At 65.6% G+C, this 21,529-nt stretch carries 17 protein-coding genes; 9 read left to right on the plus strand and 8 right to left on the minus strand.

All coding sequences use genetic code 11. The annotated features are described in order from the left end of the window. The first annotated feature begins 50 nt into the window (after positions 1 to 50). From Q1W68_RS07965 to Q1W68_RS07975, 3 genes are read left to right on the plus strand one after another with little or no spacing between them, the layout of a single operon-like run. Positions 51 to 1,001, plus strand: coding sequence for an SDR family oxidoreductase (locus Q1W68_RS07965; RefSeq protein WP_300648444.1), 951 nt, complete (start codon positions 51 to 53; stop codon positions 999 to 1,001). Then, positions 1,001 to 1,561, plus strand: coding sequence for a sugar transferase (locus Q1W68_RS07970; protein ID WP_300648452.1), 561 nt, complete (start codon positions 1,001 to 1,003; stop codon positions 1,559 to 1,561). Before Q1W68_RS07965 ends, Q1W68_RS07970 begins: the two co-directional genes overlap by 1 nt. Before the next feature lie 4 nt (positions 1,562 to 1,565). Beyond that, positions 1,566 to 3,566 (plus strand): nucleoside-diphosphate sugar epimerase/dehydratase, encoded by a 2,001-nt coding sequence (locus tag Q1W68_RS07975; RefSeq protein ID WP_300716065.1) that lies wholly within the window; start codon positions 1,566 to 1,568, stop codon positions 3,564 to 3,566. Positions 3,567 to 3,843: 277 nt separating this feature from the next. Here Q1W68_RS07975 and Q1W68_RS07980 read toward each other — a convergent pair whose 3' ends face one another. The 3 genes from Q1W68_RS07980 to Q1W68_RS07990 all read right to left on the minus strand — a co-directional run bounded on the left by Q1W68_RS07980 (position 3,844) and on the right by Q1W68_RS07990 (position 7,427). Beyond that, the gene (locus Q1W68_RS07980) at positions 3,844 to 5,115 is read right to left on the minus strand and encodes a HAMP domain-containing sensor histidine kinase (protein ID WP_300648448.1); all 1,272 of its coding nucleotides are present in this window, start codon (positions 5,113 to 5,115) and stop codon (positions 3,844 to 3,846) included. Between the two features lie 106 nt (positions 5,116 to 5,221). After that, positions 5,222 to 5,938, minus strand: a complete 717-nt coding sequence (locus Q1W68_RS07985; protein ID WP_300659399.1) for a response regulator transcription factor — start codon at positions 5,936 to 5,938, stop codon at positions 5,222 to 5,224. Between the two features lie 100 nt (positions 5,939 to 6,038). After that, a complete protein-coding gene (locus tag Q1W68_RS07990; protein ID WP_300716066.1) occupies positions 6,039 to 7,427 on the minus strand; it encodes an AmpG family muropeptide MFS transporter in 1,389 nt (462 codons plus the stop codon). Between the two features lie 70 nt (positions 7,428 to 7,497). On the opposite strand from Q1W68_RS07990, the gene Q1W68_RS07995 reads away from it, so the two are divergent. After that, on the plus strand, positions 7,498 to 8,364 hold the full coding sequence (locus tag Q1W68_RS07995; RefSeq protein WP_300649039.1) for a M48 family metallopeptidase: 867 nt from the start codon (positions 7,498 to 7,500) through the stop codon (positions 8,362 to 8,364). Positions 8,365 to 8,370: 6 nt separating this feature from the next. Here Q1W68_RS07995 and Q1W68_RS08000 read toward each other — a convergent pair whose 3' ends face one another. The 5 genes from Q1W68_RS08000 to Q1W68_RS08020 form a co-directional block, all read right to left on the minus strand. Continuing rightward, a complete protein-coding gene (locus tag Q1W68_RS08000) occupies positions 8,371 to 10,791 on the minus strand; it encodes a DUF1631 family protein (protein WP_300649038.1) in 2,421 nt (806 codons plus the stop codon). Positions 10,792 to 10,874: 83 nt separating this feature from the next. Beyond that, positions 10,875 to 11,828, minus strand: a complete 954-nt coding sequence (gene secF / locus Q1W68_RS08005; protein ID WP_300649037.1) for a protein translocase subunit SecF — start codon at positions 11,826 to 11,828, stop codon at positions 10,875 to 10,877. 15 nt (positions 11,829 to 11,843) lie between these two features. Then, the gene (gene secD / locus Q1W68_RS08010; RefSeq protein ID WP_300649036.1) at positions 11,844 to 13,718 is read right to left on the minus strand and encodes a protein translocase subunit SecD; all 1,875 of its coding nucleotides are present in this window, start codon (positions 13,716 to 13,718) and stop codon (positions 11,844 to 11,846) included. 99 nt (positions 13,719 to 13,817) lie between these two features. Beyond that, positions 13,818 to 14,144 carry a preprotein translocase subunit YajC gene (gene yajC, locus Q1W68_RS08015; RefSeq protein WP_159608440.1) on the minus strand — a complete coding sequence of 109 codons (327 nt, stop codon included), beginning with the start codon at positions 14,142 to 14,144 and terminating at the stop codon, positions 13,818 to 13,820. 138 nt (positions 14,145 to 14,282) lie between these two features. Further along, positions 14,283 to 17,882, minus strand: coding sequence for an indolepyruvate ferredoxin oxidoreductase family protein (locus Q1W68_RS08020; protein ID WP_300716069.1), 3,600 nt, complete (start codon positions 17,880 to 17,882; stop codon positions 14,283 to 14,285). Positions 17,883 to 18,064: 182 nt separating this feature from the next. Between Q1W68_RS08020 and Q1W68_RS08025 the strand changes: the two genes are divergently transcribed. The 5 genes from Q1W68_RS08025 (at position 18,065) to Q1W68_RS08045 (ending at position 21,484) form a co-directional block, all read left to right on the plus strand. After that, positions 18,065 to 18,574, plus strand: a complete 510-nt coding sequence (locus tag Q1W68_RS08025; protein WP_300649034.1) for an Lrp/AsnC family transcriptional regulator — start codon at positions 18,065 to 18,067, stop codon at positions 18,572 to 18,574. A 201-nt stretch (positions 18,575 to 18,775) separates the two neighbouring features. Continuing rightward, positions 18,776 to 19,372, plus strand: a complete 597-nt coding sequence (locus Q1W68_RS08030) for a hypothetical protein (protein ID WP_300649033.1) — start codon at positions 18,776 to 18,778, stop codon at positions 19,370 to 19,372. Positions 19,373 to 19,531: 159 nt separating this feature from the next. Beyond that, positions 19,532 to 20,188, plus strand: a complete 657-nt coding sequence (locus Q1W68_RS08035) for a hypothetical protein (protein ID WP_300649032.1) — start codon at positions 19,532 to 19,534, stop codon at positions 20,186 to 20,188. Then, positions 20,185 to 20,646, plus strand: a complete 462-nt coding sequence (locus tag Q1W68_RS08040; protein WP_300649031.1) for a hypothetical protein — start codon at positions 20,185 to 20,187, stop codon at positions 20,644 to 20,646. The genes Q1W68_RS08035 and Q1W68_RS08040 overlap by 4 nt, the downstream gene beginning before the upstream one ends. Positions 20,647 to 20,710: 64 nt before the next feature. Continuing rightward, on the plus strand, positions 20,711 to 21,484 hold the full coding sequence (locus tag Q1W68_RS08045) for a hypothetical protein (RefSeq protein ID WP_300649030.1): 774 nt from the start codon (positions 20,711 to 20,713) through the stop codon (positions 21,482 to 21,484). Positions 21,485 to 21,529: the final 45 nt, after the last annotated feature.

Consider the following 21,529-nt stretch of genomic DNA (forward strand, 5'->3'; position numbering starts at 1 on the left):
GTGGTCATGAGCTACACAGACTATGTGAATCGCACGGTGTGGCGCAAGCAGTGAGTACCTTGGTCACGGGAGCAAACGGATACCTGGGCAATGCGTTGTGCTCGCGCGCCGCAGCCGAAGGGTTGCCTTTGCGCGCATGCGTGCGAACCGCGATGAAGAAATCATCTGGTGCAGCCAACGAAATGGCGGTTGGCGCTATCGACGGAGCAACCGACTGGGCACCTGCGCTGAATGGATGTGCCACCGTGATGCATCTTGCCGCCCGTGTCCATGTCATGGCCGAGCGTGCCAGCAACCCGCTCGTTGAGTTCCGTCGCGTCAATGTGGACGGCACACTCAACCTGGGGAGACAAGCCGCCGCCGCCGGCGTGCGCCGCTTCGTCTTCGTCAGTTCGGTCAAGGTCAATGGCGAGTCCACAGCAGCAGACCACGCCTTCAACGCCGCCGACATTCCCGCACCGCAAGACCCCTACGGCATCTCCAAGATGGAAGCCGAACAAGGCCTGCGCCAGATCGCTGCAAAAACGGGCATGGAAGTCGTCATCGTCCGCCCACCCCTGGTTTACGGACCCGGCGTGAAAGCCAACTTTGCCGCCCTGATACGCGCCGTGCAGCGCGGCGTTCCCCTGCCGCTGGCCAGCGTCACCCACAACCGCCGCAGCTTCGTCGCGCTGGACAACCTGGTCGATCTGCTGATCACCTGCATCGATCACCCCGCCGCCGCCAACCAGACATTTCTGGTCAGCGACGGCGAAGACTTGTCAACGACCGACCTGCTGCGCCGCTTGGGCCAGGCCATGAACAAGCCGGCCCGTCTCATCCCGGTCCCGCCTTCGCTGCTTCAATTGGGCGCCAATCTGCTGGGCAAGGGCGACATGGCGCAGCGCCTGCTCGGCAACCTTCAGGTCGACATCAGCCACACCCGCCAAACCCTGGGCTGGACCCCGCCCGTCTCGGTGGATGAAGGGCTGCGACGCGCGGTGGCAGGGCTCGCGCCGTGATCAAGCGTCTCTTTGACCTGGCCCTGGCCATCCCTGCGGCGCTCGTGTTGTTGATGCCGGTCGCCAGCGTTGCGCTGGCGGTGCGGCTCACATCGCCTGGCCCCGCGCTGTACTGGAGCGACCGCGTGGGCCGCCACAACAAAATTTTCAAGATGCCCAAGTTCCGTAGCATGCGGATCGATACGCCGGCGGTGGCCACCCACCTTCTGGTCGACCCGGCGAAGTACCTCACGCCCATCGGCTCCTTTCTGCGCAAGAGCAGCCTGGACGAACTGCCCCAGCTGTGGAGCATCATCAAAGGCGACATGAGCTTCGTGGGACCCAGGCCTGCGTTGTTCAACCAGCACGATCTCATCGCACTGCGCACCGAGCACGGCGTGCACGAGCTGGTGCCGGGCCTGACAGGGTGGGCCCAAGTGAATGGACGCGACGAGCTGCCGATTCCGCAGAAAGTCGCACTGGACGCCGAGTACATGCGCCGTCAAACTCTGATTTTTGATATTCGCATTCTGTGGATGACGTTTGTGAAGGTGTTGCGCCGCGACGGCGTGACCCACTAAAACAATGAACAACAGGGATTCGGAAACTTCTGCGGCGACTGCGCTGCTGGACATGCCTCGCTTTGCCAAACGAGTGGTCGCGGTGGCGGTGGACGTGTCGCTGTGCGTGCTCACCGTGTGGCTGGCCTTGTGCCTGCGGCTGGAGCACTGGGTGCGGCTCGAACCTGTGCACGGCTGGGCCATGCTGGGCTCGGTGCTGCTGGCGCTGCCGCTGTTCGTCCGCTTTGGCCTGTACCGCGCGATCTTTCGCTACGCAGGCTGGAACGCCATGGTCAGCCTGGTGCAGGCCATGGCCTTGTACGGCCTGTTCTACGCCACCCTGTTCACGGTCATCAGCGTGCCGGGCATTCCTCGCACGGTGGGTGTGATCCAGCCGCTGCTTCTGATGGCGTTTGTGGGGTTCAGCCGGGTGGTGGTGCGCTACTGGCTCGGCGGCCTGTACCGCTCCGTGCTGCAACGCAAAGACATGCCTGGCGTGTTGATCTACGGCGCAGGCGCTGCGGGCCGCCAGCTGGCGGCCGCACTCGCGCGCGGCACCGAACACCGCCTGCTGGGCTTCCTGGACGACGACGCCCAGCTGCACGGCAACAGCCTGGACGGCCGCACGGTCTACCCGCCCGCGGCGCTGGCACGGCTCATCCCCGAGCTGGGCGTGACCGACCTGCTGCTCGCCCTGCCCTCGATCACCCATCGTCGGCGCCTGCAGGTGCTGGAGTCATTGCGCCACTTGCCGGTGCGGGTGCGCACCATGCCCGGCATGTCGGACCTCGCCGCCGGCCGCGTGAGCCTGAACGATGTGCGCGAGCTGGAAATTGAAGATCTGCTCGGCCGCGAGCCGGTGACGCCCGACGCACTGCTGCTGCAGCGCCTGGTGCACGACAAGGTGGTGCTCATCACCGGTGCCGGCGGCAGCATCGGCAGCGAACTCTGCCGCCAGATCGCTGCCTGCCGGCCGCGCACGCTGCTGCTGGTGGAGAACTCCGAGTTCGCGCTCTACCAGATCCACCACGAACTCACCGCGCTGGTGGGCAGCCAGACCGATCCGCTGGATGGGGAAGGTGCTGATGACGTGCCCATGGCCGTCACGCTGGTGCCGCTGCTCGCCTCGGTGCAGGACGAAGAGCGCATGACCCAGATCATGCAGACCTGGCGACCGAACGCGGTGTACCACGCCGCGGCCTACAAACACGTGCCGCTGGTGGAACACAACCCGGCTCAAGGGCTGCGCAACAACGTGTGGGGCACGCTGGTCTGTGCGCGCAGTGCACAAGCCGCTGGCGTGGGCCACTTCGTGCTGATCAGCACCGACAAGGCCGTGCGCCCCACCAACATCATGGGCGCCAGCAAACGCATGGCCGAGCTGGTGCTGCAGGCTCTCGCGGCCGATCCAGGTCCCACGACGTTCTCGATGGTCCGCTTTGGCAATGTGCTGGGCTCCAGCGGCTCGGTGGTGCCGCTGTTCCGCCAGCAAATCAAGGACGGCGGGCCCATCACGCTCACCCACCCGGACATCACCCGCTATTTCATGACCATCCCCGAAGCGGCCCAGCTCGTGATCCAGGCCGGTGCGATGGCGCAGGGCGGCGACGTGTTCGTGCTCGACATGGGCCAGCCGGTGCGCATCATGGATCTGGCGCAGCGCATGGTGGAGCTCTCGGGCCTGCAGGTGAAGACCGCCCTCAACCCCACGGGCGACATCGAGATCCAGACCACGGGTTTGCGCCCGGGCGAGAAGCTGTACGAGGAACTGTTGATTGGCGACGATCCGCAGCCCACGCAGCACCCGCGCATCCTGCGCGCACGTGAAGAATTTCAACCCTGGAGCGCGTTTCAGCACACCCTGGAAGCGCTGAGCGCGGCGCTCACCGCCCAGGACATTCCCGCGGCGCGGGTCTTGTTGCAGCGCAGCGTGCAAGGCTACCAACCCACGGGGGAGGTGGTGGACTGGGTACACGTGGCGGAGAGTGGCGTGACCGGGCCCGCCGGATCGCATCCTTCGCGTTGAACAAAAAAAAGCCACCTTGCGGTGGCTTTTGAAAGTCCTTGAAGGGACGTCGTTGGGAGACCGGTTTCAAACGCGCTGAGCGACGTGTGGAGTTTGCCGAGCCTGTTCTTCTGGGCTTGTTGTGACAGCAACAGAAGTGATTGTGCTGTGCCGTGGACGGTTCCACCATCCCCAACCTGGGGGATTTGCCCGGTTTTTGAGAACCAAAGAAGCACTGCCGTTAGGTAATTTTCACCAACTTCGATCACGACCCCGTTGAAAGAGCCACAAGACACGCTCAGAGCGGCAAACGCACGACAAAGCGGGCACCGCCACCGGGTCGGTCTTCGCAGTGCACCCGACCCCCATGGCGTTCCACGATGGTTTTGACCAGCGACAGCCCCAGGCCCACGCCGCCCTCGCGCTCGCTGGCGCCCGGCAGGCGGTAAAAGGCTTCGAAGATGCGCTCCCGCTGGTCCGCCGGCACGCCCGGGCCCCGGTCTTCCACCCACAGCACGGCGGCGCGCGCCTGGGCCGTGTGTTCGATCGACACATTCAGGCGCACGTCGGGCTCTGCGCCTTCCAGCGCCGGCGATGCGGGGGTGTGGCTTGCCGTGTGCCCGTAGCGCCGCGCGTTTTCCAGCAGATTGCGCAGCACACGCCGCAGCAGTTTGGCGTGACCTTGCACCAGCGCGGGTGAGGCGCCGGGCGCGATGTCCAGATCGGCGCCGGTGCGCGCGCACTCTTCGGCGGCCAACCCCACCAGATCCACCTCTTCGGTGGGGCCGAGTGCCGACACGTCGCTGGCGTCGCGCAGGTCGAGCCGGCTGGCCAGCAGGATCTCGTCGATCAATTGGTCCAGCTCGTCGATGTTGCGCGCCATCTCGCTGCGCTGTTGGGCGCTCACACTGTCGCGCTCCAACAATTCCAGTCCCATGCGGATGCGCGCCAGCGGGGAACGCAGTTCGTGCGAGGCATTGGCCAGCAACGACTTGTGCGACTTCACCAGCGTCTGCACGCGTTCGGCCGCGGCGTTGAAACGCTCGGCGAGAAAGGCCACCTCGTCCTGGCCTTGCACGGGCAGGCGCGTGGACAGGTCGCCATCACCCCAACGTTCCACGCCCTTTTGCAGCCCCTCCAGCCGCTTGGTGAGCACACGCACGATCGGGTAGGCACCCAGCGCGACAGCGAGCGCCACAAAACCCAGCAGCCACGCAAAACCGGTGGGTGTCTGCAGCCATTCAGGTGCCCGGCGACCGGGGTTGTTCACACCTTCTGGCCGGTTCGGACGCGGCAGCAGCACAAACAGCTTCTGCCCGTCTTTCATGTTCACTTCAAATTCCCACCCCCCGCCGGGGATGCGCACGGCGCGCGCAGGCGCCTCGCCAATCACCTCGCGGCCGGCATCGCGAACCACGATCGTGCGCGTGACGCGCGCATCGCGCTCGGCCCGGTCGTTGTCCAGCGCTTGCTGCCACAACCAGCCCGCAGCGAGCGTGAGCACCGTCACCACCGCCACCACCGCGAGCCAGATGCGCAGGTAGAGCTTGGAGCCGAAGAAGGCTTTCATGGCACTGCGGCGGAACGTTGGGTCAAGGACGGGTCAGCCGCCGGGCCGCTCCCAACCCCTCGGGGGGCAGCGACCCGCGCAGCGGCGGAGCGTGGGGGCATCGTGCTCAATCTTGTTGCTTCGCGAAAACGTAGCCCACGCCGCGCACGGTGAGGATGCGCTTGGGGTCTTTGCTGTCGGCTTCAATCGCATTGCGGATGCGGCCGATGTGCACATCGATCGAACGGTCGAAGGCTTCGAGTTCGCGCCCGCGCACCGCCTCCATGATCTGGTCGCGCGTGAGCACGCGGCCCGCGCGTTCTGCCATGGCCACCAGCAAATCGAACTGGTAGGAGGTGAGTTCACACGCCTGACCCGCCACCAGCACCGTGCGTGCGTCGCGGTCGATGTCCAGCGAGCCGAAACGCATCACGGGGGTGCTGCGCGACACGCTGGCGCTGCCGGTTTCGCCACGGCGACGCAGCACGGCGCGCACGCGGGCCAGCAATTCGCGCGGCTCGAACGGTTTGGGCAAGTAGTCGTCGGCGCCGAGCTCCAGGCCGATGATGCGGTCCATGGGGTCGCCCTTGGCGGTGAGCATGAGCACGGGCACACGCGCCACGTCACCCTGCAACGCGCGGATGCGGCGGCACACTTCCAGGCCGTCGATGCCTGGCATCATGAGGTCGAGGATCACCAGCTCCGGCTGGATGAGTTGCAGCTGCTCCAGGCCTGCTTCGCCATCGGCGGCGTGCGTCACCTCGAAGCCCGATTGGCCGAGGTACTCGACAACCATCTTGGCCAGACGGGCGTCGTCTTCAATCATCAGCAGCTGGGATGTCATGGGTGTGTTGTGGCGTCGGGTGACAAGAACAGGTGAGGGTGCGGGCCGGGTGTGAACATGGGTTGTGGTGGGCGTAAAGAAACGTGAACGCTGAGCCCGTTCACGTGCGATGGCCCACCGGCGCCACACGCGAGGCGAGCCAGACCAGCAGCAACACCGGCACGCCCAGGCACGCGGTGGCGGTGAAGAAGGTGGGGTAGTCGTAGGTGTCGACGAACGCGCCCGAGTAACCCGCGAGCCACTTGGGCGCCAGCAGCATCATCGAGCTGAACAGCGCGTACTGCGTGGCCGAGTAACTCACGTTGGTCAGGCCGGAAAGGTAGGCGATGAAGGCGGCCGATGCCACGCCCGAGCTCAGGTTGTCGGCCGAGATGACCAGCACCAGCGCGGTCACGTCGTGGCCATGCCCGGCCAGCCAGGCAAACAGCAGGTTGCTCGCGGCCGACAGCACAGCGCCGAGCATCAGCACACGCATCACACCGAGCTTGAGCGAAAGCGCGCCGCCAATGAACGCTCCCACCAAGGTCATGATCACGCCGAACACCTTGGTGACCGCGGCCACCTCGTCCTTGGTGTAGCCCATGTCCACATAAAACGGGTTGGCCATGATGCCCATCACCACATCGCTGATGCGGTACACCCCGATGAGCGCGAGGATCAGCACAGCCTGCTTGCCGTAGCGCTTGAGGAAGTCGGCGAAAGGCTCCACCAGCGCGCTGCGCAGCCACTCAGCTGCGTTCTTCGACGGTGGCAGCACCACATGCGCCGGCTCGCGCGAGAACAGCACGGTGCACACGCCCACCAGCATGCTGGCCGCCATCACGAGGTAGGCCGTGGTCCATGCGGCCTGTTGATACAGCACACCCGGCGCTGCACCGGCCACAGCGGCCACGGGCGCCACTTCGGCGCGCGCTGCGATCCACAACACGCCGGCACCGGCCCAGATCATGGCCAGGCGGTAGCCGGTCTGGTAGGTCGCGGCCAGGGCGCCCTGGTGGCGCGCATCGGCCGACTCGATGCGGAACGCATCCAGTGCGATGTCCTGCGTCGCCGACGCAAACGCCACGGCGAGTGCGCACCACACGACCATGGTCAAACCGGTGCGGGGGTCGGACAACGCCATGCCGACCAACGAAGCCATGATGAGGAACTGCGACAGCAGCAGCCAGCTGCGCCGCCGCCCGAGCCACCGCGTGAGAAACGGCAGCGGCAGGCGGTCCACCAGCGGCGCCCAGCACCACTTGAAGGCGTACGCCAAACCCACCCAGCTCAGGTAGCCGATGGTCGTGCGGTCCAGCCCGGCTTCGCGCAAGCGGAAACTCAAGGTGCCCAGCACCAGCAACAGGGGCAGCCCGGCCGAGAAGCCGAGGGCGAACATGCGCAGGCTCGCAGGTTCGAGGTAAACACGCAGGGTCTCACCCCAGGTCGGGCTGGGCTGTGGTGTCGGCTCGGCGGCCGACGGGCTTGTCACGGAGGTGGGTGGGGACATCGGCGCGCCGTTGAGAGGGTAGGGTTCGGTGGGGTGGGCACTCCCCCGTGGCTTTGACTATTATTCACGCATGTGTTTCATCTGCGATCTCAAATCCCCCCCATCCTCCGCATCGCGGCCCGATCACGTCTGGTCGGCCCGCCGCGGCTTTCTGTTGGCGGGCACTGCAGCGGCAGCGGGCAGCGTGCTGCCGGCCGCCGCACAGGTGGATGTGGGCCAGGCCTCGGCTTTGCGCAATCTGATTCCCGCGGAAGAGCTGGAAGGGGCGGCCAACCAGCAATACGCGCAGATGATGGGCGAAGCCAACGCCAAGAAATTGTTGCTGCCAGCAGGTCACCCCCAGGTGCAACGGCTGCGCAACATTGCGCGCAAGATCATTCCCCACTCGTCCCAATGGAACCAGCGGGCGACCGAATGGAAATGGGAAGTCAACCTGATCCGCAGCGACCAGGTCAATGCCTTCTGCATGCCGGGCGGCAAGATCGCTTTCTACACCGGCATTCTGGAAAAACTGCAGCTCACCGACGACGAGACCGCCATGATCATGGGCCACGAAATGGCCCATGCCCTTCGAGAACATGCGCGCGCTCGCGTGGCCAAGAGCAGTGCCACCAGCATCGGTTTGTCGATTGCGGCCCAGTTGTTCGGGCTGGGTCAGCTGGGGGATGTGGCGGCCAACCTGGGCACGCAGTTGCTCACGCTCAAGTTCAGCCGCGAAGATGAAACCGAAGCCGATCTGGTGGGGCTTGAACTGGCCGCCCGCTCGGCCTACCGGCCGCAGGCCAGCGTGAGCCTGTGGGAAAAAATGACGTCAAACGGCGGCGGTGCGGGCCCCGGTTTTCTGTCGACCCACCCAAGCGGCCCCAACCGCATCCGCGAACTCGAGGCCAACGTGCCCCGGGTGCAAGGCCTGTACGAGCAAGCCCGCAAAGGCTGAGGCGACTCAGTTCAAAAGGCGCTCGGGATTGGCGTCGAGCTTGGTGAGGGCGTCGCGGGTGGCCCGCACGGTCAGCGCTTCTTCTTCGCTCGGCACCAGCAGGCCGGCCTGCAGATAGGAAGCCACGCGGGTCGACTGGATCAGGAAGCAACGACCGCCGTTGGTGACGAACAGGTAGAGCTGCCCGCGCTGACTGCGCCACGCCAGCTGCACGCTGTTGAGCTTGCCGTTGTGGTCCAGACCAAACCACGAGCCGATCTGCAACTCCACAGCCCACGAGCGCATCGCCTCGTTGGGCTGGCTGCCTCCTTGGTTGATCACCTCGATGTTGCTGGCGTCCACGCCCGTGATCATCTCGATGCTCTCGTTGTTCAGGTCGAGGTCGCCCAGGCCGTCGGCGGGCAGGTAGTCTTCCAGGTTGGCCAGCCGGTCGGAGAGGTTGTCCAGCTGCTCCTGCGATATAGCCTCGGTGCGGGACATGAAGGCATCGGCCAACGTGTCACTCACGGTCTTGATGTGCTGGTCCTGCATGCCCGTGGTGAAGCCCAGCAACCCCATACCCTGGCGCAGGCGCTGCAGCAAGGCGGGCAGTTGCTGGATCACGCGGGCACGGTCGTCGCGGTTGGGCTTGGCGCTGGCGGCCCACAACAAGTCGGACGCCACCTGCTTGAGTGCGCTGGTCTCCTCATGCCGCAGGCCGTACTTGACGCTGGACACGGCGAGCACATCGACCCACACCTTGAACAGGAAATCGCGGACCTCGTCGCGCACCGGCACGTCGTCCAGCAGCTTGCGCAGCTCGATCGTGTACTGCACCGACAGCGTTTCTTTCTGCTCGACCTGCTGTGCCACGCTCACAAAACGGCTGGCACTGCCTTGCTCGCTCAGGTAGGTGGAGAGGAATTTCTGAAACTCGTCGAACACGAGCTGGAAGACGCGGCGGCCGGTTTCCGGGTACTGCTCGATCACCTGGACCACGCGCTTGATCTCGGCTTCCAGCGCGGCCGAGCTGACGTTGGACTCAAACCCCATCACACACGAGCCCATGCGGTCGATCAGTCGGCGGGCGGGGTGCTGCAAGGCGCTGAAAAATTCGGGTTCGGCCAGGGCGACCCGCAACACCGGAATCTGCAGGCGCGCGAACCACACCCGCACGCTCGGCGGAATGCGCTCCTCGGCCAGGATGCTCTGGAACATGAGGGCCACCACCTCGATGGTGGCTTTCTCCGTGGGCGTGCTGGCGGCCTGCTTGAGCTCGGCAGTGCGCTGGCGCAGCACCACGGCGGCCTTCTCGACATGGGAAGCGTCCATGTACACGCCGCCCGGGCGGCTGTTGCCCGAGACGTAAAAGCCGGCACCGGCGCTGTCACCCGGCACCGCGCGTTGCATGGCCTGCGCCAGGCCGGGCGACGGCGGCAAGATCTGTGTGGCTTCGAAATCGCCGCCGACCTTCTCGATCAGCATGCGCCGCAACCGACCCACCACGCCCTGCGCGCGCATGCGCGCACGGGCCAAGGGCGAAGCACCGGTCATCATGCGGGTTTCGTCCTGCACACCCGCGCCCGAGAGGCCGGTGGCACTGGAGCGACCCGACGGGTTGGCGCCGCCGAGGCCGCTCGGGCCGTCGTTGTGAGGAGCCCCCGGCTCCGCACCCGGGCCAGCCGCTTGCCGGAACCCCGCAGACGCCCCGACCGGATGTGCAGCGCCACTGGGTGGAACCCGTGCGCCCACCGGACGGGACTGTGGTGGCGCGCCGGGCGGGCCTTCAGAGCGCGCTCCGGGAGCGCGCCTGACCAGGGCCTGCAGGTCGATTTCCTTCATCACGCCGCTGGCCACCAGAAATTCGTTGGCGGCCTTGTAAGCGTCGTGCAACTTGGCTGTCATGACCGGCGCCAGTGCATCCTGCACCAGCGCCCAGGCTTCGCGCGTCATGCCGGCGTCCAGCCATTGGTCCACGAGAATGCGGGCGGTCACGTCGGGCAACAGCACATCACCGCGCGACAACTCCTGGCGTTTCTCCAGGTGCTGCACCCGCAGGCGCAATTCGTTGAGCTCGGTGGACGCTTTTTCCAGCACCCGCATGGCCAGACGCGAAGCCATGATCTGGTCGTCGATGGCGCCTTCAGCCACCAGCTCAAGCGCGCCCGACAGGCTGATGGGCTGACCCGAGCTGGATGTGCGCGGCAGCAGTGTGCGCTGCAGCGCCTTGCGGCTCTGGTTGAGCCAGGTGGTCTGGTTTTTCTGGAAGGCGGTCCAGGCGTCTCGCCGGACCTGCATGTCGCGGGCTGAGCCGACCTGATCGAGGACGGTGGTCAGCCGGGTGTCGCAGGCCTTGACCATTTCGGGAAGGGCGCGTCCCACGTGAACCACGAAAAGTTCACGTGCCTGTTTGGCCAGGGAGGAGACGTGCTGATCGGGGGGCGCCACAATATTTTCAGTATGACACGAAAGATTTCAGCGCCTCGCGCTGAAGGTGCTCACAAAGGGTAAGCCCGGCAGGGTGTTCGCGCTTAAACCACAGCGCCTGCGTTCGGATCGTCCGGATCGCCTTCGTTCTTGCTGCTGGACTTGATCAGGTCCTCGCGCTTGATGCCCAGCCACATGGCCATGGCCGCGCCGACAAACACCGAGGAATAAATGCCGAAGCAGATGCCGATGGTCAGCGCGAGCGCGAAGTAAAACAGCGTCGGGCCGCCGAACAGCAACATGGACAGCACCATGATCTGGGTCGAGCCGTGGGTGATGATGGTGCGGCTGATCGTGGAGGTGATCGCATGGTCGATCACCTGCTGGGGCGCCATCTTGCGCTGCTTGCGGAAGGTCTCGCGGATGCGGTCGAAAATCACCACCGACTCGTTGACCGAGTAACCCAGCACGGCGAGCACCGCGGCCAGCACCGCGAGCGAGAACTCCCACTGGAAAAATGCGAAGAAGCCCAGGATGATGATCACGTCGTGCAGGTTGGCCACGATGGCCGAGACGGCGTACTTCCATTCAAACCGGAAGGCCAGATAAATCATGATGCCCGCGATCACCAGCCCCAGGGCCATGAGGCCGCTGGACACCAACTCCTGACCCACCTGCGGTCCCACGAACTCGGTCCGGCGCAGCTCCACCGCCGGGTTCTGTGCCTTCAACGCCGCCAACACGGTTTCGCTCTGTTGCCCGGACGACTGGCCGGCCTGCACCGGCAAACGCAGCAACACGTCGCGCGAGGTGCCGAAGTTCTGCACCGGCACGTCGGCGTAACCCAGGTTCTCGATCACCTTGCGCACCGACTCCAGGTCGGCGGGTTGCTCATAGGCGACTTCCATCACGGTGCCGCCGGTGAACTCCACCGACAGGTGCAGGCCGCGTGTGGTCAGGAAAAAGACGGCGAGCACAAACGTGATGAACGAGATCGCGTTCAGCACGATCGCGTGCTTCATGAACGGGATGTCCTTGCGGATGCGGAAGAGTTCCATGGTGCGGTGCCTCGTTCAGTCGGCCTTGACGGCGGGGGTCTGGTCATCGGGGCGCCAGACGGTGCCGATGGACACGGTCTTGAGTTTCTTCTGCCGGCCGTACCAGAGGTTGACCAGGCCGCGCGAGAAAAACACCGAAGAGAACATGCTGGTGACGATGCCCAGGCAGTGCACCACCGCGAAGCCGCGCACCGGTCCCGAGCCGAAGATCAGCAGCGCCAGACCGGCGATCAGCGAGGTGATGTTGGAGTCCAGGATGGTGCCCCACGCCTGGTCGTAGCCGGTGTTGATGGCCACTTGCGGTGATGCACCCCGCCGCAGCTCCTCGCGCACGCGCTCGTTGATCAGCACGTTGGAGTCGATGGCCATGCCCAGTGCCAGCGCCATGGCGGCAATGCCGGGCAGGGTCAGCGTGGCCTGCAGCATGGACAGCAGCGACACCAGCAGGAGCAGGTTGAAGCCCAGTGCGATGCTGGAGAACATGCCGAAAAGCATGTAATAGGCGCACATGAACAGGACGATGACCGCAAAGCCCCAGATCACGCTGTTGAAACCCTTGGCGATGTTCTCCGCACCCAGGCTCGGGCCGATGGTGCGCTCTTCGACGATTTCCATGGGCGCTGCCAGCGAACCGGCGCGCAGCAGCAGGGCCGTGTCGCTCGCTTCGACGCTGGTCATGGCGCCGGAGATCTGCACCCGGCCGCCGCTGATTTCGCCGCGGATCACCGGCGCGGTGACCACTTCGCCACGTCCTTTTTCGAACAGGATGATGGCCATGCGCTTGCCCACGTTGTCACGCGTGACGTCGCGGAAAATGCGCGCGCCCTTGGCGTCCAGCGTGAGGTGCACGGCGGCTTCCTGGGTCTGGCTGTCGAAGCCGGCCTGGGCATCGGTCAGGTTTTCGCCGGTCAGCAGCACATCGCGCTTGACCACGACCGAGCGGCCACCACGCTCGGGGTAACGCTCGGAGCCGAACGGCACCGCGCCGGTGCCGCGCTCGGCGGCCAGCCCGTCGGTGGACTCGTCCACCATGCGCACTTCCAGCGTGGCGGTGCGGCCCAGGATGTCCTTGGCCTTGGCGGTGTCCTGCACGCCGGGCAGCTGCACCACGATGCGGTCCGCACCTTGTTGCTGAATCACCGGCTCGGCCACGCCGAGTTCGTTGATGCGGTTGTGCAGGGTGGTGATGTTCTGTTTCAGGGCCTGGTCCTGCACCAGCCGGGCGGCTTCGGGGCGCAGGGTCGCGATCAGGCGAAAGTCCGGCGTGTCGGTGAGCACGAGGTCGGGGAACTGGGCACGGATCAGGTCGGTCGCGGCGCCCAGGGTCTGGGCATCGCCGGCGCGCAGTTCCAGCGTCTGGCCGTTGCGGCTGATGCCGCCGTGGCGCACGCCTTTTTCGCGCAACAGGGTGCGCAGGTCGGCCACGAGCACGTCCGCACGGCGCTGCAGCGCGGCGGCCATGTCGACCTGCAGCATGAAGTGCACCCCACCGCGCAGGTCCAGGCCGAGGTACATGGGCGAGGCACCCAGGGACGCGAGCCAGCTGGGCGTGCGCGGCAGCAGGTTGAGCGCCACCACGTGGCTGACGTCGGCGGGATCGGGGTTGAACGCCTTCTCCAGCGCATCGCGCGCCTTGAGCTGGTCGTCGGTGGTCTCGAAGCGGGCCTTCACCGAATTGGCGTCCTGCTGGATCAGCGCCGCTTGAACGCCCTGCGCTGCGAGTGCCTGCTCGACCCGGGTGACCGTGCCACTGTCGATGCGCACCGTGGACCGTGCCGCTGAGACCTGCACGGCGGGCGACTCACCAAACAGGTTGGGCAGCGCGTAGATCGCACTGATCAGCAGGACGATCAGGAGGATCGCGTACTTCCACAGCGGGTAACGGTTCATGGTGTTGCCGGCCCTGGAGGCCGCAGGTGTGTCAGCGTGGTCGGACGGGGGTCTGGGCAGACAGGCAGAGGGCGGTCAAACCGCCCCCACTGCACACATTCAGACGTTTTTCAGCGTGCCCTTGGGCAGAACTTGAACCACGGCGGTGCGCTGCATCTGGACTTCCATGCCGTCGGCAAGTTCCACACCGACGTAGATTTCGCCGATCTTGGACACCTTGCCGAGAAAGCCACCGGCGGTCACGACTTCGTCGCCTTTGGCGAGCGCCTCGACCATGGCCTTGTGCTCTTTCTGACGCTTCATCTGCGGACGGATCATCACGAAATACAGCACCACGAACATCAGCACCAGGGGCAGCATGCCGAGGATGGTGGATTGGGTGTCGCCACCAGCGGCGGCTTGGGCATAAGCGGAGGAAATGAACACGGGCGGTCTCCAACAGGTTCGAGATCAAGAAAAGGCCGAGCGCCCGGGCGCCGCCACAAGCGGCGCCCGGGCGCTGGAACACAACCCGCGATTGTATGCCGGGGGGTGCTGAAGAGCGCCGCGCAGGGTGGCCGGGACTCAGGCCGCCCGGGGAAGGCTGGCCGCACCGGCGGGCAGACGCCATTGGGACAGCAGCGCGTCGCGACGCGAGCGCGCGGCGGCCAGGTTGCGCTCTTTCACATGGCCGAAGCCCTTGATGTGCTCGGGAACGCGGGCGATCTCGGCGGCCAGCTCCAGGTTGGTGGCGTTGAGCGCCGGCAAGAGCGCCTCGATGTCGGCGCGGTACTCGCCGATCAGCGCCCGCTCGGTGCGTCGCTCCTCGGTGCGGCCGAACAGGTCCAGCGCGGTGCCGCGCAGGCCCTTGAAGCGCGCCAACCAACGGAAGGCGGTGAACATGAAAGGGCCGAACGGCTGCTTGACCAGCTCGCCCCGCTCGTTCTTCTTGGCAATGAGCGGGGGTGCCAGGTGCACCTTGAGCTTGAAGTCGCCTTCAAACTGGCTCGCCAGGCGGGCGTGGAAGGCCGGATCGCTGTGCAGGCGGGCCACCTCGTACTCATCCTTGTAAGCCATGAGCTTGAACAGATTGCGCACCACGGCCTCGCTGAGTGTGGTCTTGCCCAGTGGCGCCTCGGCGGCGCGCACACGGGCCACAAACTGCTGGTAGTCGGCGGCGTAGGCGGCGTTCTGGTAGCCGGTGAGGAACTCCACCCGGCGCGCCATCAGCTCGTCGAGCGAGTCGCGTTTCTTGAACTGGATCACCTGCTCGCCGGCGCCGGCCTTCTGCCAGAGTGCGGCCACGGCTGACGCGTTGTGCGCGGCGCGGCGGCCCCACTCAAAGGCCGCCTTGTTCTTGTCCACCTGCACCGCGTTGAGCTCGATCGCGCGCATCAGCGATGCCAGCTCCAGCGGCAGCCAGCCCTTTTGCCAGGCGTAGCCCAGCATCATCGGGTTGGTGTACAGGCTGTCGCCCATCAGGCGGGTGGCGGCGGTTTCCGCGTCGAACGCGCCCACGGATTCCGCGCCCAGGCTGTGCACCAGCGCGTCCACACAGGCCTGCGCCGGGTTCTGCCAGTCGGGGTTCTTCACGAAAGCCGCGGTGGGCGTGGCGCTCACGTTCAGGGCGACGTGGGTGCGGCCGGCGCGCAGGCGCTGCCAGGTTTCCTTGTTGGCGCTCACGATCGGGTCGCACCCAATGATGAGGTCGGCCGATGCGGCAGAGACGCGCGTGGTGCGGATGTCGTCCTGCTGCGCGCCGATCAGCACGTGGCTCCAGGTCGCGCCGCCCTTTTGCGCCAGGCCCGCCGCGTCCTGCGTGACGATGCCCTTGCCTTCCAGGTGCGCGGCCACGCCGAGCAACTGGCCGATGGTGATGACGCCCGTGCCACCGACACCGGCCACGATCACGCCCCAGGCTTCCGCGCCCAGCATCGGCAATGCCGGCTCGGGCAAGGCACCACCGGTCCACTCGGCCCCGGCTCCCTTTTTGTCCTTCTTGCGCAGCTGGCCGCCCTCAACCGTGATGAAGCTCGGGCAAAAGCCCTTGGTGCACGAGTAGTCCTTGTTGCAAGTGCTCTGGTTGATGGTGCGCTTGCGGCCGAACTCGGTGTCCAGCGGCTCCACCGACAGGCAGTTGGACTGCACGCCGCAGTCGCCACAGCCTTCGCACACCAGCTCGTTGATGACCACGCGCTTGGCCGGGTCCACCAGCGTGCCGCGCTTGCGGCGGCGGCGTTTTTCGGTGGCACAGGTCTGGTCGTAAATGATGACGGTGGTGCCTCGGATCTCGCGGAACTCGCGCTGCACCGCATCGAGCAGGTCGCGGTGCTGGATGGCGATGCCCTCGGGCAGGCCCTTCACACCGTCGTATTTTTCGGGTTCGTCGGTGACGATGGTGATCTTGACCGCGCCCTCGGCGCGCATGCTCTGCGCGATCTGCACCACGCTGTGGCCCTCGGGGCGCTCGCCCACCTGCTGGCCGCCGGTCATGGCCACCGCGTCGTTGTAGAGGATCTTGTAGGTGATGTTCACCCCGGCCGCGATGCTCTGGCGCACCGCCAGCAGGCCGCTGTGGAAGTAGGTGCCGTCGCCCAGGTTGGCGAACATGTGCTCGTCATGGCTGAAGGGCTGCTGGCCCACCCACGGCACGCCCTCGCCCCCCATCTGCGTGAAACCCACGGTGGCGCGGTCCATCCAGATCGTCATGAAATGGCAGCCAATGCCAGCCATGGCACGCGAACCCTCAGGCACCTTGGTGCTGGTGTTGTGCGGGCAGCCCGAGCAGAACCAGGGCTGGCGCTCGGCACCGGCCACGCCCTGCGTGAGCAGGGTCTGCATCGACTGTTCCTGCGCGGTCAGGATGGCCAGCTGCGCGTCGATGCGCGCCATCACGTCTTCGGGCACCTGGCCCATCTTCTTCAGGCGCTTGGCAATGGCGCGCGCGATGATCGCGGGCGACAGGTCGGCGTTGGCGCGCAGCAGGGTGCGCTCGCTCGGGTTGGGCATGCACCACTCGCCGCCGCTGAAATCGCCTTCGGCTTCCTCAAACTTGCCCAGCACGTTCGGGCGCACGTCGGGGCGCCAGTTGTAGAGCTCTTCCTTGAGCTGGTACTCGATGACCTGGCGCTTCTCTTCCACCACCAGGATCTCGCGCAGGCCGGTGGCGAACTCGCGGGTGGTCTGCGCCTCCAGCGGCCACACCACCGCCACCTTGTGCAGGCGCAGGCCGATGCGCCGGCAGGTGTCGTCGTCCAGCCCCAGGTCCAGCAGGGCCTGGCGCGTGTCGTTGTAGGCCTTGCCGCTGGCGATCAGGCCGAAGCGGTCGTTCGGGCCGGCGATCACGTTGTGGTTGAGCTTGTTGGCGCGGATGTAGGCGAGTGCGGCATACCACTTGTAGTCGAACAAGCGGGCTTCCTGGTCCAGCGCGTGGTCGGGCCAGCGGATGTGCACGCCGCCGGGCGGCATGACGAACTCGGGCACCACGATGTTCACGCGGTCCGGGTCGATGATGGCGGTGGCGCTGGACTCCACGATCTCCTGGATCGTCTTCATGCCGGCCCACACGCCGCTGAAACGGCTCATGGCGATGGCGTGCAGGCCCAGGTCCAGGATGTCCTGCACCGAAGTCGGAAAGAACACCGGCAGGCCGCAGGCCTTGAAGATGTGGTCGCTCTGGTGCGCGGCGGTTGAACTCTTGGCCACGTGGTCGTCACCCGCCACGGCGATCACGCCGCCCCAGGGCGTGGTGCCGGCCATGTTGGCGTGCTTGAAGACGTCGGAGCAGCGGTCCACGCCCGGGCCCTTGCCGTACCAGATGCCGAACACGCCGTCGAACTTGTTGGTGCCGGGCGGCGCAAAGCCCAGCTGCTGCGTGCCCCACAGCGCGGTGGCGGCCAGCTCCTCGTTCACGCCCGGCTGGAACACGATGTTCTGCGCCTTGAGGTGGGGTGCTGCCTTCTGCAAGGCCTGGTCGTAGCCGCCCAGTGGCGAACCGCGGTACCCGCTGATGAAACCTGCGGTGTTCTTGCCCACCAGGGCGTCGCGCTGGCGCTGCAGCATGGGCAGCTTGACCAGCGCCTGCACGCCACTCATGAACGCACGACCCTGATCGAGCGCGTATTTGTCGTCCAGCGTCACGGTTTCCAGCGCGCGGCGGATGTGGTCGGGCAGGGGGGCGTTCATCGTTGTTGTCTCCGTGATGGGCAGGGTCGCGTCGTGGGCGTCTCAAAGACCGAAGCCGCTCGCCTCGTGGGCACACGACTCCAGTGTGGCGCACAGTGTATGCCCCGCTGCGCGACAGGTGTTTGCGTTTCATGCCCGTTTTATCGATGATCGAGCAACATTCTTTCCAGAGGGAGACCCTCATGGAAACACTCGATAAGTTCGACATCACCATCCTGCAAGAACTGCAAAGCGACGGCCGCCTCACCAACGCCGAGCTGGCCCAGCGCGTGGGCCTGTCGGCTGCACCTTGCTGGCGACGTGTGCGCGCGCTTGAAGAAGCCGGCTTCATCCGCGGCTACCGCGCCGAGATCGACCGCGAAAAGATCGGCCTGGGCGTGCTGGCCTTCGTGCGGCTGGACGCCGACCGCAACAGCGGCGACGTGACGCGCAAGCTGGAAAACGCGATCCGCGAGATTCCGGAGGTCGTCTCGTGCCACTACATCAGCGGCTCCGGTACGTTTGAACTGCAGGTGGTGAGCCGCGACCTCAACCACTTCAGCCAGTTCGCCCGCGAGGTCCTGCTCAACCTGCCCAACGTGAAAGACCTGCACACGAGTTTTTCGCTCGGCGAAGTGAAGTCGGGGAGTGCACTTCCGTTGTCGCACCTGTTGGCTAAAAGTACGAGCACGGCAAACCATCCGAAAACTTGAGGACATTTGGAACCATTCGTCTCAGCTTTTAGACCGCTGGGTAACAAAGTCGCCGTAAGTCTTTGAGATATGTGCATTTTTTCCGTTTCTTTTCTTGCCTTCACACGTGTCGTTTCGTAACATCGCCCCATCGAATCCCGTGGAGCAGGTACCTGAAAGTCCTCAGCCCACGCCCCATCACCTCCACCAGAAGGAAACGTCGTGAACAAATCCCTGCTCCTGAAAACCACCCTGGCCGTGGCCATGGCCACCCCGCTGCTGGCGTCGGCCGAGTCGCAGCTGATCACAGCACCCACCGGCAGCGCGGTCGCGCGCCTGGACTTCCGCGTCATCGTTCCCCGCGTGCTGTTCCTCGGCGTGGGTACCGGTGCTGGCGGCGTCGTCAACAACACCACCGTTGACACGGTGACCTTCGACTACACCACCAATGCGGCCGCTGTTGGCACGGGCGCAGCAGCCGCCGTGATTTCGGGCGCCGTGGTGCCGGTGCGAGTGATCGGCAACAACGGTCAGATCACCCTCACGGCAACCACCACCGGCGCGCTGACCAACGGCACCTCAGACACCATCCAGTGGTCGGAGATCTCCGCAGTTTCCAGCCTGCCCCTCACGCTGCCCAGCCCCATCATCCCGAACTCGGGTGTGGGTACCTCCAGCAACGTGACCCTTTCCTCCGGCACCAAGATCACCGACCGCTCGGCCAACTGGACCTTCAGCTACGCCAACACGGCCGTGGTGGCTCCTGGCACTTACGGCACGACCAACGGCCGCGTGACCTATACCGCGGCCATGCCCTGAGTCTGTCGGTCGTTCTGAAGCAGCGGCAAGCCCGTTGCTACCGACTTCACGGAGGGCTTGCACAGCGCAGCCCTCCGTCGTCATTTCAGGTCCTTGCACTTCCATTCCATCCAGTGCGCCTCGGGAGATCCCTTGCACAGCCCCCGTCACAATGACCCCATGAAGTGCAACCTTCGCCGCATCACGGCCCGCCAAGCAGCAAGCGTCTGCCTGGTTGTGCTGGTCTGTGCGGACATCGTTGCGGCACATGCCTGGTCCTTGGGTGTCACATCGGGTGACCGCCGTCTGTTCCTGCACGTGGGCAACGGCGCGTTGAGCGGATCCAGCGGAACGCTCAACGGCACCGCCGGCACCAGCGGCATCGTCAACACCGTGCAAGTCACTGTGCCGGTGGCCCAACTGGGCAATGGCACCGCCTTGGGAATGACCAGCGACAGCACCCAAAGTGTCAGTCGGTATGGTGACGGCAACAACACATGCCCGACACCCAGCAGCCAGGTGATGGTCGGTGCCGGATTCCGCCGCAATGGCGGCTCAAACAGCGCCACGCTGACGGTGGCATCACCCGCCTCACTGGTCAACGCCAGTGGAGACACCATACCGTTCACCCAAATCAGCTGGACCGTCTCCGCCCCTGGCAGTGGCGTGCCCAATGTGATCCCGGCGGGCACTTTCAACGGCGGCACCCAGACACTGGCGACGCTGCCTGGCAACACCTACATCGAAAACTGCCACACCTTCAGCTACGCCAACAGCGCCGTGCGCGCAGCCGGCACCTACAGCGGCCGGGTGACTTACACCCTGGCGAGCCCATGACGATGCGAGCAAGCTTCATTGCAGTGCTCGCCAGCGGGCTCCTGGTCGGGACGGCCTGGGCCAACCCCCACCGGCTGGACGACTCGCTGAGCCACACCGTGCCGCCCAATGTGCAAATGCAGTGGCTTCCATTGAAATCGGGCCAGCAATACGCTGGCGGCATGGAAGCCTGGGTGCGCGTCAACATCCGCATCGACACGCGCAACTGGATGGGCCGCAGCGGGCGCATCTACATGGTCTTGCCGCGCGACGAGGCCTCCAACATCGAAGCCGTCTGGACCACCCAGGGGCGCTTGCAACCCGGGCGCCTGGTGTCGGGCGAACGCACCCTGGTTTTCGCCGGTACCATCCCCGGCGCCACCCTGGAGGACCAGATGCAGGTGCGCCTGCGCTCCAACGCCGACTGGTCATCGAACAGCCGGCGCCTGAACTTCCACTTCGAACTCGACGCCGACTGACCCTGCCATGCCTTCTGCGCTTTCAACATCTCTGCTTCGCGCATCGAAGGCGCTACCGGGTTGGGTGTTCGCTGGTCTTCTGGCGTTCGCACCACTGACCGGACAGGCCCAGGGCTTTGCCGCTTACATCACGCCACCGCGTTTTGAAGTGCAGGCCACTGCGGGCCAGTCACTGCGCCAGGTGCTTGAAATCCAGCATGTCGGCCCGCAAAGAGGCAACTACCGCATCTACACCACCGACTGGATACTCAATCCCGACAATTCGGTGACGTTCAGCGACGAACTGGCCGCCGACAGCTGCCGTCCCTGGGTGGCCATCGAGCGACGCGAGTTGGTGATCGAGGCCGGCGCGCGCTACCGCTACCGGTTCGAAATCACCCCCCCGGCCGGCACACCGGCCCGCGAATGCCGCTTTGCGATCATGGTGGAAGGCCTTGAGCCCGCTCAGGTGCAAGGCAGTCTGAATTTCCCGGTGGGTGGTCGCATCGGCGTCATCGTCTATGCCGCCATTGGCGACGCAGCACCTCAGCTGGAAATTGCTGGCACCCGTGTGGTGGTGGCCGCCGGCAAACCGGTCGCGGTGGTCGATGTGCGAAACCGCGGCAACGCACACGGCCGACTTGAAGGTTTCGTCAACGGCACCGACGCGGACGGAGCGCGCTTCGAGATGGCACCTTCGGACTTGCCCATCCTGCCAGGCGAAACACGCGCCGTGCCCATCAGTCCGATCGTCGAAGATGGGAAGACCGCCCCCGCTGTCCGTTTCCCACTGGTGGTCAGGGGCAAACTGGAGTGGGGCAAGAACAGCGTGCCGCTGGACGCGCGATTTGCTCCATGAGCGCAGGGTTGGCACGCCGGACCCGTTGCCTGCTGGTTTTTCTAG

Origin of the sequence: Hydrogenophaga sp. (assembly GCF_030158645.1) — a bacterium.
In the GTDB taxonomy this organism is placed as follows: Bacteria; Pseudomonadota; Gammaproteobacteria; order Burkholderiales; family Burkholderiaceae_C; genus Hydrogenophaga.